Below are 17,159 nucleotides of genomic sequence, written 5' to 3'. Positions count from 1 at the left end.
ACTTTTATGCAAGCCCATAACAAAATATCCTACTTTTCAATCGTAAATATACATATTCAATCATATAAGCATTGGATTAGCTGCTTTTTATTCATTTGATTTCTATCATAAGGCAAATAAAAAGAAACCTTAATTAGAGGGGCCATTCTAATTATCCCCCTCACCAATCGAATTTTTACGTACAGTTACTCTCCCGCCTAACTTCCTCACATCAGCCGGATTTTAAGATTGAAGTCTTCCCCCCTGCAAATAGCGGGATACATCTATTCCTTAAAAAGAAAATATATTTCTTAACAAAAAATAGCTACACCATTAGGCGTAGCTATTTTACAATTATTACTTATTCAAACTATATTCCTTTATCTAACTCATAAAGCATACGATACTTCTCGTTTTCTCTCAGAAGTTGTTCATGACTACCTTGCATCACAATTTGACCACGATCAAGGAATATAACTTCATCTACATGTTCAATTCCTACAAGATGGTGCGTAATCCAAATTACTGTCTTTTCTTCCGTTGCGGAAAACATTGTTTCTATTAAAGATAATTCTGTCTTTGGATCTAAGCCGATCGTAGGTTCATCAAGGACAATAATTGGAGCCTCTTGCATGAGCGTTCTAGCAAAAGCAACCCGTTGTCTTTCCCCGCCAGAAAACCTTTTTCCCATTTCATGCATTTTTGTTTGCAATCCATCTGGAAGAGAAGCTATATGCGAAGCTAATTGCGCTTTCTCTAAAGCTGTCCATATCTCTTCATCCGTAGCCTCTGGTTTACCTATTCGCACATTATTTCCAATTGTCGTATCGAATAAATGCGGCTTCTGATTCAATACAGAAATATATTTCGATAAAAGATTCGTATGAGCGTGTTCACTATTCAATAAAACTTCACCATGTAACGGGCTTAGCGCACCTGTTAATAATTTTAACAAAGTAGATTTTCCTGTTCCGCTTCTTCCTAAAATGGCGATTTTCTTTCCTGCCTTTATTTGCAGTGATACTTCTTTCAATACAAATTCATTACTATCTGGGTAACTATACGATACATGATTTAATTCAATGTCTATATGTTTTGATGCAACATAACCTTTATCCCCGCGTAAATCCTCTTCATCCTGTAAAACAGCATTATCTTCTATTTGATTTAGACGATGAGCAGATTCTACATATGATGGAATTCGATCGATAGCATCTGAAAGAGGAATAAGCGCGTTTGTGACTGATAACGTCATTAAGACGAAAGCCGCAATTACGGTTGGGGCAATCTGTTCACTTGCCGCCTCATTTCCAGTCCATATGATCATTGAAATAACTACAATCCCCACTACTACTTGAATGATACTGTCCCTAATATGATTCCAGCGTTTCATTCTTTTTTCCGTTTTTAACAACTGATTATTTTGCTCTACATACTTATCAATGAATTCATCTTTTCTGCCACTTGCTTGCCAGTCAGATAATCCAAAAACAGCGTCTGTTAATTGTTGATACAAACGGCTTCTTCCTTGTTTTAAAGTAACATGATGTTGCTTCATTAAAAGTAATGATACAAATGGAAGCAGAAAGACGATAATCGCTAACATACACCCTGCAATAAGCGCAAACACTACGTCAAATGCTCCGATAACAAGTACGAATATGCTATATACAACTAATGCTAATATACTAGGAAATATTGTACGTAAATATAGGTTTTGCAAATGCTCTATATCTTCGGATAATACACCCAACATATCGCCCGTTTGAAATCGCGAACGGAAAAATAACGCCTGCGGTTCTACTATTCTATATAGTTTCGTTCTCATTTTTTCTAATATGCGTAGTACGACATCGTGTCCAACTAAACGCTCTAAATAATGAAATACTGCTTGTCCTATACTAAACGCACGTGTTGCAACGATAGGAACATATACAGCCATTACATTTTCTGGTCTAAGAGCAGATTTAGAGATTAAATAACCTGAAATGAAAAGTAACATCGCACCTGAACTAACTCCAAGAAGACCAAGGAAAATAGTTAAAGTCATTCTACCTTTATTTTGCTGTATATAAGGTTTAATCCAATTACTCATCTCTATCCCCTCTCTTTCCTGTGAAAATGTAATGCCTCATTCTTTAAAAGCTCTTCATATGTTCCACTTTCTATCATTTCCCCTTTATTTAAAATAAGAATATGATCCATCTGTTTCATCCAATGAAGACGATGTGTTGCAAGAAATACTAACTTACCTTCAAACAGACGTAACATTGCTTGTTTTATTTCAAATTCAGTTTCAATATCAAGATGTGCTGTAGGCTCGTCTAATAAAATAATTGGCTTTTTACTTAAAAGTGCACGCGCCATAGCGACACGTTGTTCTTGCCCGCCACTAAGCATACGTCCACCTTCTCCAATTCTTTCGTACATCCCGTTCGGAAGCGATGTTACGAGTGAACGAAGACCAACTTCATTAATAACTCTTTCCACTTCTTCATCAGTTGTATTTGTTTCATAAAAACAAATGTTATCTTTTAATGAAAGCGGGAAAATATAAGGTTGCTGCGGAATATAGGCAATATTCTTTTGCCACTCTTCACGAGTAGCCCCGTCAATTTCCACACCATTTACAATCATCTTTCCACCTGAAGGAGTTAAAAATCCTGCTAATACGTCGATTAATGTTGATTTTCCTGCTCCACTTTCACCAATTACACCTATAGCGCCGGTGCCTTTCCAAGTAAAATCAATTCCCTCTAATATAGCTTTTTCAGATTCATCACTCTTTACTTTTACATCTTGTAATTTCAAGTTACTAGAGGAATTCCATATTAAATCTACATTTGATTCTTTTTTTCCTATTTCTTTTTGTTGCTGTAAAATCTCTTCTATTTGTTCCATTGCAAGTTGTCCATCTAACGTAGCATGATAATTCGCTCCAACTTGTTTAATCGGTAGGAAATATTCTGGAGCTAAAATTAAAATCGTAAGGGCCGGCAATAGTACAATTGTTCCGTCTATTAAACGTATCCCTAATCCGACCGCCACAAACGCTATGGATAAACTCGTAAAGAAATCTAATGCAAAAGAAGAAAGAAAAGCAACTCGCAAAGTACGCATCGTTGCTTTTCTATACCTTTTACTTACTTTTTCAATCTTTCCTTCGTGCTGTTTACTTTTACCTAAATACTTTAATGTTTCTAACCCTTTTAACGTATCTACAAAATGATTAGAAAGTACACGGTATGTTTCATATTGGCTATCCGCCATTTTCTGCGCCGCTAATCCTAGTAGGATCATAAATGTAATTACGATAGGAATCGTTACAACTAAAATGATTCCAGACTCAATATCTAGCGTAAAAACATATAGTACAATGAATCCCGGTACGATACTACTTCTAATCATTTTAGGAATTGTTAATTCAATATATGTTTTAAATTTCTCAATACCTTCAATCGATAAGGTAACCAGATGACCTGTTCCAGCAGTTTGAACATACCGTGGACCTAATGTGAAATACGCCTCTATTAATTGTTTTCGCAGTAGCGATCCTGTTTTTTCAGCGAAACGTTCCACTAATATTTGCGATATTCGCACTAGCATGTGACGTACTGCAAACGTGATTCCAAAATAAACAGTTTCATTTAACACAGATTGCACTGTTTCTCCTTGAAATAAAAACGTAATAGCCCGTGCTAAAAACACTGTTTGCGCAATAATACTTATAGCTTCTAAAATGCTAATGATCGTTAACACTACATATAAAACTCGGCTACCAGGATACGACGGAAGTCCTCTTTTTCTTTTCATTAGTACTCCAAATCTTTATCTGACTTAACAGGTTGTCTAAACACATAGAAACTCCATATTTGACTTCCCATAACAAATGGCAATATAGCAATTGAAAAATACGTCATCAGTTTTAGTGCATAATCTCCTGATGCTGCATTATAAATTGTTAAATCGTATATTGACCCTAACGAGCTAATTAAAACACGTGGGAACATGCCGGCAAACACACTCGCACTTAGTAAAATGATTGTTAAACTCGTCATAACGAAAGCCCAACCATCTCTTCTTCTTTTATTTAATAATGTTGACGCACATAATGCTACAAAAGCTCCGATCGGAACCATAATCCACTCTGTACCATGACCAGTGAATATATCTGTTTTCCATAATCCTACACCTGCAAAAATAAGAAGTGCTATAATTGCAAGCGGTGCAATTTTCAACGCAGCAATACGTGCACGTTCTCTTAGTTTACCAGTTGTACGTATAGTAAGGAATTGCAATCCGTGAACAATACATAGCAGAAGGAACATAACTCCTCCAAGTAATGCAAATGGATGAAGTAATGGTAAGAATCCACCTACAGCATTTTTCGTCTCATCAATTGGAATACCTACCATAAAGTTAGCAATGGCAACTCCCCAAAGGATAGGCGGTAGCAAACTTCCTAAAAACATACCCCAATCCCAAAAACCTTTCCATTTATGATTATCTATTTTCGCACGGAACTTAAAGGAAACACCTCTAATAATTAAAGCAAGAAGCATAAATACAAACGGAATGTAAAACCCGCTAAATAAAGTTGCATACCAGTGCGGGAATGCTGCAAACATAGCTCCACCTGCACAAACAAGCCATACTTCATTCGCGTGCCAAAATGGACCAATTGTATTTAAGTAAATTCTTTTCTCTAAATCGTTTTCCCCTAAAAACCTTGAAACTATACCTACACCGAAATCGAAACCTTCAAGTACAAAGAAGCCTACGAATAGAACTGCAATAATGATAAACCACAACTCATTAAGAGATAACATACTCATCCTCCTTATCAAATGGATCATGGCTTTGAGAATCCTGTTTCGTTTTCTTATTCTCATGTCCTTTAATGACACGAACGAATAAGTAAATAGTAATTCCACCTATAATTAAATATAGTGATGTGAACGAAACTAAAGAGAATAATACTTCTCCGAACGTAACATTTGGAGATACAGCATCTTCCGTTTTCATAACACCGAAAACTACCCAAGGCTGACGTCCCATTTCAGTCATAATCCATCCTACTGTATTACCGATAAATGGTAGTGCAATTGCATACACCATTAATTTTAAATACCAAGTTTTTTCAGCTAAACGATCTTTTCTTGATAAGAACCATCCGTATGCTCCTAGAAGAAGCATAAATGTGCCACTCATTACCATCGCTCTAAAACTCCAAAACATAGTGTGTACTGGCGGTATATAATCTCCAGGCCCATATTTTTCTTCATATTGTTTTTGAATTTGATTCATTCCTTCTACTTGACCACTAAATTTATCAAATGATAATAGACTTAGCATATAAGGGATTTGAATTTCAAATGAATTTTCTTGCTTCTCTGCATCAATTTTCGCAAATACTGTAAATGGCGCTGGATCCTCACTCGTATTCCATAACGCTTCAGCTGCTGCCATTTTCATTGGATGTGTCTTAATTAATTGTTGTGCTTGCGCATGACCGAAGAATAATACTAGCGCAGTTGTAAGTGTTCCAACAATGATAGAAATGCGGAACGATTTTTTAAACACTTCAGTTTCTTGAGCTTTCGTTATTTTCCATGCACTCACACCTGCAATAAAGAATGCACCAGTTGCAATTGCCGCTGTAATTGTATGCGGGAATTGTACCCATAATTGTGGGTTTTGAATAATCGCTAAGAAATCATTCATTTGTGCACGTCCATCTGCTGCCATTTCATACCCTACTGGCGATTGCATAAATGCACTTGCAGTTAAAATCCAAAATGCTGATAACATTGTTCCAATTGAAAGGAGCCAAATACATAAAAGGTGAACGCGCTTCGGCAATTTATCCTCACCGAATACCCATAAACCTAGGAATGTAGACTCAATGAAAAATGCTAATAAACCTTCAATCGCAAGTGATGGACCAAACACATCACCTACGAAACGTGAATAGGTTGACCAGTTCATACCAAACTGGAATTCTTGTAGAATACCAGTTACTACACCTACCGCAAAGTTTACAAGGAATATTTGTGTCCAAAACTTCGTCATCTTCTTATAAATTTCTTGTCCCTTTACCACATATAACGTTTGCATTAATGCAATGATAAAAGCTAAACCAATAGACAGTGGAACAAAAAAGTAATGGAAAATCGTTGTTGATGCGAATTGTATTCGTGCCAATTCGAGCGTTTCCATACTACAATCACTTCCTTCATAATTTTTTATATCGTATTTTCGATTGAGTTGTATGAATAAAACAACTCAAATCTTAGAAATATAGAAAGATAAATTTGTTTATGTACTTTTAGAAAATATAAATTTTCAGTTTTCAAGATCATTACAAAAGAACTTTCTCATAAAATTTACCTTTTCACTATTTCAGTAGTGTTTTATCCGTTAATCGAATTGTATAATATACCTGCATAGTAAATTCAGCTGATTTTTGACGTATTATTGACATCATTTTGTCTGAAATATGTCTTTTGTCATTTTTTTGAATTAAATTTTTTTCATTACTAAAATGTATTTTTTTAATATAAGACTTACTTTCGTATCAATAAAATAATCGTTTTCCTCTTTATACACTTGACTTTCTTATAAAAAAATGTCCTCTTAATCAATGAAGAAATCAGTTATTTTTTTGTCAAGAGGAAAATGTATTTTTAAAATTCAAACACAAAATATTGTTATTCAAAAATAGAAAATACCCTCCCTCCTTCTAAACTAAAAATTCATTTTTTTGTCATTTTTCCAAACTGAATTCATACACAAAAAAATACCGAGAATCGATTAGACTCTCGGTATTTTTTAAATTATTTCGCTGTATGTTTTCTAACAGCCGGTAAAATTTCAGTAGCAATTAATTCAATATTTTTCTCAATTTTATTAAGTGGTACACCACCAAAATCAATTTGTGCCATAAAACGTTGTTGTCCAAACAATTCATATTGGTAAAGCATTTTTTCAATAATTTGTTGCGGGCTACCAACCATTAATGCGTCACGGTAATCTACTGCATTTGTAAATTGTTGCTTCGGATACCCACCACCGCGCAGTGTAAGCATACCAGCATTAATATGAGGATAGTATTCATTAAATGCATCTTGTGAATTTTTTGCTGTATAAAATAAACTCGTTGTCGCAACTGGCAAACTTGCTGGATTAAATCCATTTTGCGCCGCAGCCTCACGGTAGGCATCTACTGATCCTTTAAAGTTAATAGCTGGGCCACCTAGTGTTGTTATCATCATTGGTACACCCGCACGTCCTGCTTTAATCGCACTAGCTGGTGGTCCACCAACTGCACGCCAAATTGGTAAGTTATTATTTTTAGCTCTTGGAATAACCGATGCATGTGCAAGCGGCGCTCTGAACTGTCCGTTCCATGTTACATGTTCCTCTTTATTAATTTTTAATAAAAGATCCATTTTCTCTTCAAATAACTCTTCATAATCATTCACATCATAACCGAGTAAACTATATCCCCCAATACGAGACCCACGACCAGCTACAATTTCTGCACGTCCATTAGAAATTAAGTCAATTGTAGCAAAATCCTCATATACTCGTACCGGATCAGATGTACTTACTATCGTTGCTGAACTTGCAATTTTTATATTTTTCGTAGCTTGTGCAATAGCTCCTAAAATAACTGTATGAGCTTGCGTTGTAAAATGCGTTTGATGACTTTCACCGACAGCAAATACATCAAGTCCAGCTTCATCCGCTAACTTAGCTGTTTCAATTAATTCATGAATTCTTTGTTCAGCACTAATTTTCTCTCCGTTATGCGGATTTAATACATGATCCCCAATCGAATATAATCCAAACTCCATTCCTTTACTTGTATCCATACGGTATTTTTCCATAGTTGTACTCTCCTTTAATGAAGTGTTATTCGTTTCTATTATTAAAACGTTGGTAAGTCAAGTGTATATCCCTATTAGCTACACCATCACTTGACTAATCAATTGATGGTGTAAAAAAAATTACTCATGTGGTAATTCTTTTCTTTCGCTATGCTTATGAACTTTCGTCATTAGCTCGTATAACATTTTCTGCTCTTCTTCATTTAATACATCATCAAAAAACGAAGATTGAAATGTAAGCTGCTCTGGCAGTGCTTTTTCTAAAGCTGCTTCCCCTTGCTCTGTAAGACTAATTGTTTTCGTTTTCCAATCTTGTTTTCGCACAATATATCCTTCTTTTTCAAGACGCGTTAACATTCGAGAAATACCACCTTGTGTAACAGTTACCTTTTCAGCTAACTCCATCTGTGTTAGTGGTTGATACGTACGTATTTGCAAAAGCACATCAAATTGAGCTGTCGTTAAATCAAAACGTTTTAAAAACTCATTTGACATCTGATTACTTTGGTTCGTAAATCGTATTAAACGTAACCATATTAATGATCCTATCGTATTATCACGCATGTTTGATCACTTCCTATCGTGAATCTTACTATCACTTTACTACGCAAGTGATAAAAAAGCAAGAGAAAACGTGAAAAATATCTGATTAGAGTATTACATAAATAACGATAAGAAAGAATTCATTTCAACATGAAGTCTTTCTTATCGCTATTCTTAACTTTCCATTTCATTCATTGCTATATTTAAAGCTGCTACCGCTTTTGGCCAGCCAACATAAAAAGCCATATGCGTTATTAATGCAATTATTTCATTCTCCATAATTCCATTTTGCTTTGCCAGCCGCAAATGAAATGGTAATTGTTCTGTCTGATTAAGACTAATTAGTGCCGCCACTGTACATAAACTTCTTTCTCTTAATGTTAAAGTGGCATCTCGACACACTTCCTCGAACAATATCTCTTCACTATATTGAGCAAATGCAGGGGCCATTTCTCTCATTTTCTTTTGAATACAATATTCAATGGATTCATTCATCATCTCATTCCCCTTCATTTTACCAATTGCGCCACTCCTTGACCAAACGACCAATTTTCAACAGCTGTCTCATTTAGTGTAATAAAAATGTCTGCACTTTTTATACTAGAACATTCAGAAACCTTCAAGGATATCGACTGATACAGATCCCTTTTCTGTTTTATCGTTCTTCCCGGTCCACATGTAATAGAAACATAAATCATATTCTCTGTTCTCTTTTCTCCTCTTTCTAATAAATAATATGGATTAAATAAAAAGTGATTTTGTTTATAAGGTAAAAACATTTGAAAAAAATCATTTTCAGGGATGTTAAAATGTTCAATTAATGAAAGATGAATACATTCACCTATCTTTTTCAACTCTTCTTTATTTAATATATTTTCATAATAATAAACGTTCACAAAAGGCATACATTTCCATTCCTTTTTCTTAATTTAACTTCAACAAGTTTTCATCGTGAAATGTGCAAAATCTCATATACTGTAACCTCTTTATTGGTTACCATGTCGGGCTTTCCTTCATAAAAATTAAACTGACTATACCTCCATTTATCTGGATTATAAATGATTACATTTCCTAAACATTTTTCTATGTTTTGTACATTTTCATTTATAATATTTAATTGCGTTCCCTTCAGTGAATTACTTTTGGAAATACTCCCTGTAAACTCAACAGCATATTTACTTTTTTTAAAATCATCACTTAAATTAACAACTAATAGAACACCTATATTTATTTGTTGCCATCCAAAAGATTGTAAAATATTATCGTAATACCCTTCAAATATAAATTTGTTCATTCCTTCATGGCCATTCCAAATATATAAAGGTGCATAACAGTTATAGAAATTCCCGTCCTTTCCTGCCTCTGTAATTAAATACGCTTTGAAATTCAATTCTTGAAAACCATCCGTTTTATGTCCATTATCCTTTACCCTTTTTTTTATGATTTCCATATCATAATCCTTTGGCAAAATGACCTTATATTGCATTCCAATCATGTTTATCACTCACTTTCTATCTTATATACACAATGATAAACCGATGAGTGACTAGCGTAAAATAGGTATAAATTATGGTTGATATCATTTATAATGATACCGTATAAGGAGCTGTGATACATGGAAATAAATGATCTTATTATATTCAAAACTGTAGCTAGTGAAGGCTCTATTAGTAAAGCTGCTAAAGAGTTAGGATATGTTCAACCAAACGTAACTGAGCGAATCAAAAAATTAGAACAAGAATTAGAAACACCTTTACTACATAGAGATAACAAAGGCGTTTCCTTGTTACCCTCAGGTGACATTTTATTAGACTACACGCATCAAATATTAACTTTAGTAGAAGAAGCGAAAGATAAAATTAAAACGAGTGGTTCTTCTTATATCATCGCGACGTCACAATCTATTTTGACTAATTATGTAAGTAAGCGTATTAAAGAAAATTTCAGGAATTATCAAATATATGTAGAAAATAGTAGTCATTTGCATAAATTACTGCAACAACAAAAAGTTGATATGGTCATTACTTACGAGGATGATCCCGAAGCAGCTTTTAAAAAAGTATTTACTACTTCCATTTCTGTTGGCTTATTAAAAGCGAAAGAAACGCCTATCATTGACTATTCAAAGGAACTCTTCTTCGTTAGTAATGATAAAAAGTGCCCTTTTAAAAATAAGACGATACAATTTCTAAAAGAAAATAATTTATCTCAAGGTCAACTTCAACAATTAGATTCTTATTCGCTTATGGAAGAGTTTATTCAGGACGGTAAAGGAATAGCCTTTTTACCGATTAAAAATGATAACTTAGTGCCCATTGAAGATGTTCCCATTGAGAGATTCGCTGTTCATTTTTTTACAAATCGAAACTCTTTAAAACAAATACCTAATGAACTATTTGATTAATATAATTGCTAGGTTTACAAACTAACTAATTACATACACCAATAAAAATCCCTCCTTTACGAATCTAAAAGAGGGATTTTCATATTCTATACAATTGATTTTTCACACGTTTTGCTCCACTTCTGTACTTTTCTCCTTCTTACTCCGTTTCATATTCTTCAGGCCCTTAATCGTCCCAACTAATCCTTTCGGAAAAACTAGCAAGACGATAATGTACAATAAGCCAAGAATAATTGTCCATCGTTCAAAAATTGGATACGCTGTAGCTAGTTCTGATAAATAATATTTCAGTGATTCAATAATGCCAGCTCCCGCAATTGCTCCTATTAACGTTCCAACGCCTCCAATCATTGACATCAATAATGCATTTAATGTCATTTCAATTGAAAATACAGTCGTATTAACAAAGCGGAGTGTGATAACAAATAAGCCACCGCTAATCGTAGCAACTACTCCTGCAACAATACTAGCAATAATTTTATAATGAAGAACTTTATATCCTAGTGCTTCCACACGTTGTTCATTTTGTGAAATTGCCTTTAATACTTTTCCAATAGAAGATTTTGTGAAAAGACGTAACAGAATAAAAATGACAATTAAACATATAAGTGTTACATAATAAAACGTAAAACGGTCACGAAATAAGTCTGGTACACCAAATGTAAAACCATCTCCTCCGTGAGTGAGCCCACGCCATTTTTCAGCAAGTACGAAAAACAACTGTGAAATAGCAAGTGTTAACATTGCATAAAAATGACTTTTCAGCCGTAAAGAAAGCAAACCAATTATATAACTAACAATTGCTGAAATGATAATTGCAGCTACTATCCCTATTAAAAAGTTCGTTATGGATACTCCTTGCCGATCAAATAAAAGCGCTACGCCATATGCTCCTATTCCAAAGAACATACAGTGGCCGAATGATACAATTCCGGTATATCCAAGCAATACATCAAAACTCATTGCAAAAATAGCAAAGATGAAGATTTGAGTGAACAAAATTAACAAACTCCGTGAATCATTTACGAATGGAAATACACTTAAACAAATGAGCATACATACTCCGAAGTATACTTTAATTCGATTTGAAGTGCTGTTCACCATTTCACCCCTTTTCACCAACAAGTCCGTTTGGCTTCACTATTAAGAAAAATAGTAACATTAACATATTAATTGCAAGTGATAAATCCGGTATAAAATACGCTGTAAACGCACCCGCTAATCCGACAATTAAAGAAGCGATTGCCGAACCTTGTACGCTTCCTAACCCGCCAATAATTACTACTATGAAAGCTAAAATCGCATACTGCATACCCATCTCGGCAAAAATAACGCCTGAATAAGGTGCTAATAGAAATCCTCCTAACGCTGCCATTCCTGCTCCTAATAAAAAGACGAAAGAAAATATCGCTTTTACGTTTATACCGAGCGCTTGAACCATCTCTTTATCCATTACACCTGCACGTATCATAAGACCTATCTTTGTTTTTTTGAGCAATAATAGTAAGGCAATGTAAATGATGATCCCGATTAAAATAACGAATAGACGATATTTAATTAATATAATACCTTCAAATGTATAACTACCTTGTAACCATAACGGTAATTTAGCACTAATGGGATTTGGTCCCCAAAATACTTTAATACATTCACTAAGTACAAGCATTCCTCCAAGCGTCACAAGAAGCTGTCGAACATGATTTCCATATACCGGCCTAATAAGGAATCTTTCTAAAATGAACCCAAGGAACATGCCCATAACTATCGCTCCAATTAACGCTAATACATAACTACCTGTCATATTAAATAGCCAAACACCTGTAAACGCTCCCCACGCAAATAAACCACCATGTGCGAAGTTTAGAACACTCATTAAACCGAAAATAAGTGAAAGACCTGATGCTAATAAAAAAATGAGCATCCCTGTTGAAATCCCATTTACAAATAAATTAATTAACACATCCATCCTTCTCACCCCGGATTCATGTTAAGAGATTCCTAAATATTTATGACACATTTCCTTATCCTCTTTTAGTTCATGCATAAAACCGTTATGAACAATTTTTCCATTATCCATAATATAAAAATAATCACCAATTTGACTAGCCATCATAAAATTTTGTTCCACGAGTAAAACTGTTGTTTTCTCCTTCATTTTCAATATGGCTATCATTAATTTTTCTATCATAATGGGGGACAAGCCTTTACTCGGTTCATCAATAAGTAATAAACCATCACTATTTATAAATGCTCTTGAAATTGCTAGCATTTGCTTTTGTCCTCCGCTTAAGAGTCCGCTTTTTTTGTGCCAAAACTGCTTTAAATCCGGAAATAATTCAAGCATCCATTCTATTTTTTCTTCCGCCTCTTCTCCCTTCCCCCTAGCAAGAGCGAATGTTTCTTCTACTGTCAGGTCATAAAAAATACCTTGATTTTCTGGTACATACCCTATTCCTTTCCTTGAGATTAAATGTGTAGATAATCCATTTACTTGTGTACTATCATAATAAATTTCACCATGTGCGATATGGTGAAAACCCATAACCGAACGTAATGTCGTAGTCTTCCCTGCCCCATTTCTTCCAAACAGTACAGTAATCGTTCCTTTCTCGACAGCAAGAGATACCCCTTGTAAAATATGAAACTGATCTAAATACGTCTCTATATTATTTACTTGTAATAGTGCCACTATATAATCCCCCTAAATAAGCACTTTGTACACGCTCATCTTTCATAATTTCTTCGGGCAAACCTTCAGCCAATAACTCCCCATGGAACAAAACGATAAGATGGTCTGACAAACCTAGTACCATATCCATTTTGTGTTCAATCAGTACAATTGTACTCTCTGGATGTTTCTTAATATTTTCAATCACTTGTAAAATAGCCGGTACCTCCTCAACTGATATACCTGCCGTCGGCTCATCAAGTAGTAACACATCCGTTTTTAAAGCTAATAACATCGCAAGCTCTAACTTTCGTTTTTCTCCATGCGCTAAATCTTTCGCTAATACATGTTCTTTCTCCTGAAGTAATACCGTTTTTAAGAACCGTCTCGCCTCTCCTACTTGTTGTTTAAATTTTGCCGAACTCGGAAAAAAACTATAGTAATCTTGAACAAATGATTGAACACTTAAACGAACATTTTCAAGTACCGTTAACTCTGGGAATATATTTGTAAGCTGAAAGGAACGGCCAATTCCTAATCGAGTTCGATCTGAAATTGATAATTTTGTAATCTCTTGTCCTTTAAAATATACTTCACCCTTTGTTGGAGAAATTTGTCCACTAAGTAAATTAAATAACGTTGTCTTTCCTGCACCATTTGGTCCGATAATGGAAATGAGCTTTCCTTTTTGTACTGTTACATTCACATCTTTAATAACATGATGTTCACCAAAAGATACGCTAAGATTTTTCGTTTCAAGCAAGTGTGTCACGATATCCCTCCCTTTAAAGCTTTCAGTATGAAAGAAATACGTATAAAGAGGGTATTCCCTCTTTATACAAAAACAATAGAAAATTCAGTCTATTTATTTTGAGCTGGTGGTTCTGTCTCTTTCATCGTTAATTCTCGCTCTAATACTGGCACCGGATAGTCAACACCATCTTGCTTTTTCAATGTGATAGAATACAGTGTCTGCATCGCTTGGTGATCCTTTTCTCTAAACTTCATCTTTCCTTTCGGTGTCTCAAATTCCATTCCTTCCATTTTCTTAATCAATGTATCTACATCTGTATCACCTTTTGTTTTCTTTACAGCTTCTACAATTGAAATTGCCGCTGACATTCCACCCGCTGTAAATAAATCTGGCACCGCACCATTAAATCGTTTTTTATGTTCCTCCACTAACCAATCATTCACCTTATTTTTCGGGAGTGTATGATAATAAACAGAAAAACCTTGCATTCCTACTAATGCATCCATCGTTTTTAATGCCGGTATATCTGGTGCACCGGTAGAAATTTTAATACCTTGCGCTTCCACATTCATATCTTTTAACTGTTTCCAAGGTGAATTTGCCCCAGCCCAAACGATAAATAAATAATCCGGTTTTGAGCTAATGATATTTTGAATATTTGCAGTGAAGTCAGTCGAATTCGTATCAGCATATTGCTCGTTGACAATATTCGCACCTAATTTCTTCGCTCCCGCTTTAAATGCCGCAATTCCCTCACGACCAAATGCATTATCCGGGGCAAACGTCGCAATCTTTACATCTTTTTTTGCAATTGCCGCTGCTCCTGCAATCGCATCTTGCGAAGAACTTCTTCCTGTTCTAAAAATATATTTATTCTAGTTCTTCCCGGTAATACTATCAGCTACTGCCGGTTCTACAACCATTATTTTTTCATATTCTTCAGCTAATGGTAAAACCGCTAATGTATCACTTGAACTAGACGATCCGACTAAAAAATCAACTTTCTCTTCTTCTAATAATTTCGTAGCTTTTTTAACTGCTACATCAGCTTTTGTTTCCGTATCTTCTACAACAAACTTAATCTTCTTCCCTTCTACTTTCCCAGTTCCACCCGTTGCATAATCTAACCCTAATTCAAATCCGTTCACTGTTTGTTTTCCATACGATTCTAATGGACCTGTTAATGATGCAAGAACCCCTACCTTAATCGTCTTTTCATCCTCTGTACTTGTTTTCTTTCCTGAACAAGCGGCCGTTATTAATAACGAACCTAAAACACAACCAGTAGCCATCATTCTTAGCCATTTACGTTTTTTCATCGACATTGTGATCCTCCCCATACTTTTCTTTCTGATAGAATCAAACACGCCAAAGTTACCCATCCGTAATTATGACTTTTTCTTTGAATCATACAAACAAATCTGTTTAAAAATTTTAATGAAGTACCTTTACATTCGCCGCCTCTTTCCAAATACCTCCATTTACCATATACTCATCTAGTATTTTTCACCACCTAATTACAGTCGCTGCCCACGTATACCCAGTCCCTGCACTAACTACTACTGCAATATCTCCAGGCTGTAACTTCCCCTGTTCATTTGCAAAGTGAAGACCAATGCATGGATCAAGCGCTGACATATGTCCATAATGATCTAAATATACAACTTGTTCTTCTTCTAGCCCTAGCCCCTGTATCAATTCTATTAACATAGAACGTTTTGTATGCAGTGGTAACAATACTTTAATATCTTTAGGAGTAAATCCACTTTTTCTTAACGCCTCCCGAATAACCTTGTCAAAATTAGGGATTGAAACCTGGTCTAGACGTTCTTTCATACTATTAGGATCTATTACATCAATATAATGTTGTCGATTCTCAACTGTATCATAGCTCGCAACCTGCTTTGATCCACCTGCTGGAATACGTACATCTTCATGAAATGAACCATCTGTTATAATCGCACTTCCTAATATTTCACCGTTTTTAGCGTCCTTTTTCACTAAAGCTGCGCTTCCGCCATCAGCGAAATTAAACATAAAACGTGAGCGTGGATTATCATAATCTACAATTTGAGATTCTTTACATCCACCTACTAATAATATATTTTCAATTGAGTTATCAGAGTAGAGCATATCTTTTGCGACTTTGAGAGCAATAGGAAAGCAAGAACTAACATTCATAATTTCAAAAGCATAAGCATTTTTCAATCCAAGTTCATGCTGAATTTTCGGGGCACTTGACCATACGTGGTAATCTTTATGTGGACTGCCAAAATAAATGACTACATCAATAGATTGAGAATCTACTTGTAATAATATTGGCTTTGCAGCAGCAATAGCTAAATCTGATGCATGCATCGTTTCATCTGCGACATGCTTTTCATATAATCCAAACTTTTCTATAATAATATTCTCAGGGATATCTGTTTTTTGAGATAGGTCTGCCGCCGTCTCTACGTCTTTTGGGAAGAAAACACCAGTCGCTTCAATCCCAATATTCATTAGACTACTCCTCCTTCTTTTGGTACCATCATAGTTGCTACACCAGTTAATACTAAATCTCCTTTTTGGTTATGACACTCCGTCAACAATTTCAAAACTCTCTTTTCTATCATAAATTCTTGTACTGTTGCCGTAGCTGTAACCGTATCTCCTATAAAGACTGGTGCTGTAAATTTAATAGTTTGTTCCATATAAACAGATCCTTTTCCAGGTAAATGAATTCCAAGCAATTGTGATAATAGACTAGAAGTTAGTAAACCATGTGCTATTCTTTGATTAAATCTAGTTTGTTTCGCATACTCATGATCAATATGGATTGGATTAAAATCCCCGCTCAAACCTGCAAATAATACAAAATCTGTTTCTGTTATTGTTTTACTACATGATGCCTGTTGACCAGTGCTATACATCGTCATC

16 protein-coding genes and 1 pseudogene are annotated in these 17,159 nt (G+C 34.9%); 1 reads left to right on the top strand and 16 read right to left on the bottom strand.

What is annotated here, in order from left to right; genetic code table 11:
* Positions 1-349 precede the first annotated feature (349 nt).
* From cydC to PDL00_RS07470, 9 genes are all read right to left on the bottom strand, one after another.
* Positions 350-2,074 carry a thiol reductant ABC exporter subunit CydC gene (gene cydC, locus PDL00_RS07510; RefSeq protein WP_270728115.1) on the bottom strand — a complete coding sequence of 575 codons (1,725 nt, stop codon included), beginning with the start codon at positions 2,072-2,074 and terminating at the stop codon, positions 350-352.
* Positions 2,075-2,076: 2 nt separating this feature from the next.
* A complete protein-coding gene (gene cydD / locus PDL00_RS07505; protein WP_270728112.1) occupies positions 2,077-3,792 on the bottom strand; it encodes a thiol reductant ABC exporter subunit CydD in 1,716 nt (571 codons plus the stop codon).
* The gene (gene cydB / locus PDL00_RS07500) at positions 3,792-4,808 is read right to left on the bottom strand and encodes a cytochrome d ubiquinol oxidase subunit II (RefSeq protein WP_088024216.1); all 1,017 of its coding nucleotides are present in this window, start codon (positions 4,806-4,808) and stop codon (positions 3,792-3,794) included. The genes cydD and cydB overlap by 1 nt, the downstream gene beginning before the upstream one ends.
* Complete coding sequence (cydA, locus tag PDL00_RS07495; RefSeq protein WP_064476356.1) at positions 4,795-6,198, bottom strand: cytochrome ubiquinol oxidase subunit I; 1,404 nt, start codon at positions 6,196-6,198, stop codon at positions 4,795-4,797. Before cydA ends, cydB begins: the two co-directional genes overlap by 14 nt.
* Before the next feature lie 617 nt (positions 6,199-6,815).
* Entirely contained in the window at positions 6,816-7,871 is a 1,056-nt protein-coding gene (locus tag PDL00_RS07490) for an LLM class flavin-dependent oxidoreductase (RefSeq protein WP_242255392.1), read from the bottom strand.
* Between the two features lie 120 nt (positions 7,872-7,991).
* Positions 7,992-8,435, bottom strand: coding sequence for a MarR family winged helix-turn-helix transcriptional regulator (locus PDL00_RS07485; RefSeq protein ID WP_242255391.1), 444 nt, complete (start codon positions 8,433-8,435; stop codon positions 7,992-7,994).
* A gap of 153 nt (positions 8,436-8,588) precedes the next feature.
* Positions 8,589-8,912 carry a carboxymuconolactone decarboxylase family protein gene (locus PDL00_RS07480; RefSeq protein WP_270728104.1) on the bottom strand — a complete coding sequence of 108 codons (324 nt, stop codon included), beginning with the start codon at positions 8,910-8,912 and terminating at the stop codon, positions 8,589-8,591.
* Between the two features lie 11 nt (positions 8,913-8,923).
* Complete coding sequence (locus PDL00_RS07475; protein ID WP_270728101.1) at positions 8,924-9,319, bottom strand: tautomerase family protein; 396 nt, start codon at positions 9,317-9,319, stop codon at positions 8,924-8,926.
* 41 nt (positions 9,320-9,360) lie between these two features.
* A complete protein-coding gene (locus PDL00_RS07470) occupies positions 9,361-9,909 on the bottom strand; it encodes a DUF4865 family protein (RefSeq protein ID WP_270728099.1) in 549 nt (182 codons plus the stop codon).
* Between the two features lie 120 nt (positions 9,910-10,029).
* Here PDL00_RS07470 and PDL00_RS07465 point away from each other — a divergent pair, with 120 nt between their 5' ends.
* On the top strand, positions 10,030-10,818 hold the full coding sequence (locus PDL00_RS07465; RefSeq protein WP_242255383.1) for a LysR family transcriptional regulator: 789 nt from the start codon (positions 10,030-10,032) through the stop codon (positions 10,816-10,818).
* A gap of 102 nt (positions 10,819-10,920) precedes the next feature.
* Here PDL00_RS07465 and PDL00_RS07460 read toward each other — a convergent pair whose 3' ends face one another.
* The 7 genes and pseudogenes from PDL00_RS07460 to PDL00_RS07430 form a co-directional block, all read right to left on the bottom strand.
* Positions 10,921-11,874 carry a branched-chain amino acid ABC transporter permease gene (locus PDL00_RS07460; RefSeq protein ID WP_242255398.1) on the bottom strand — a complete coding sequence of 318 codons (954 nt, stop codon included), beginning with the start codon at positions 11,872-11,874 and terminating at the stop codon, positions 10,921-10,923.
* A gap of 49 nt (positions 11,875-11,923) precedes the next feature.
* Complete coding sequence (locus PDL00_RS07455) at positions 11,924-12,784, bottom strand: branched-chain amino acid ABC transporter permease (RefSeq protein ID WP_242255382.1); 861 nt, start codon at positions 12,782-12,784, stop codon at positions 11,924-11,926.
* 21 nt (positions 12,785-12,805) lie between these two features.
* Positions 12,806-13,507 carry a branched-chain amino acid ABC transporter ATP-binding protein gene (locus tag PDL00_RS07450; RefSeq protein ID WP_063261805.1) on the bottom strand — a complete coding sequence of 234 codons (702 nt, stop codon included), beginning with the start codon at positions 13,505-13,507 and terminating at the stop codon, positions 12,806-12,808.
* Positions 13,485-14,258, bottom strand: a complete 774-nt coding sequence (locus PDL00_RS07445; RefSeq protein WP_000149330.1) for an ABC transporter ATP-binding protein — start codon at positions 14,256-14,258, stop codon at positions 13,485-13,487. Before PDL00_RS07445 ends, PDL00_RS07450 begins: the two co-directional genes overlap by 23 nt.
* Positions 14,259-14,347: 89 nt before the next feature.
* A pseudogene (locus PDL00_RS07440) lies at positions 14,348-15,565 on the bottom strand (substrate-binding domain-containing protein).
* A gap of 181 nt (positions 15,566-15,746) precedes the next feature.
* Positions 15,747-16,742 carry a 3-oxoacyl-ACP synthase gene (locus PDL00_RS07435; RefSeq protein ID WP_270728094.1) on the bottom strand — a complete coding sequence of 332 codons (996 nt, stop codon included), beginning with the start codon at positions 16,740-16,742 and terminating at the stop codon, positions 15,747-15,749.
* Positions 16,742-17,158: a MaoC family dehydratase gene (locus PDL00_RS07430; RefSeq protein WP_098057991.1), complete on the bottom strand. Its 417-nt coding sequence runs from the start codon at positions 17,156-17,158 to the stop codon at positions 16,742-16,744. The genes PDL00_RS07435 and PDL00_RS07430 overlap by 1 nt, the downstream gene beginning before the upstream one ends.
* Position 17,159: the final 1 nt, after the last annotated feature.

It is taken from the genome of Bacillus cereus group sp. TH152-1LC (assembly GCF_027710505.1).
GTDB classification, from domain to species: domain Bacteria; phylum Bacillota; class Bacilli; order Bacillales; family Bacillaceae_G; genus Bacillus_A; species Bacillus_A mobilis.
The sequence above is the reverse complement of the archived record's forward strand: the minus strand, read 5'-3'. Positions and strand labels throughout refer to the sequence as shown.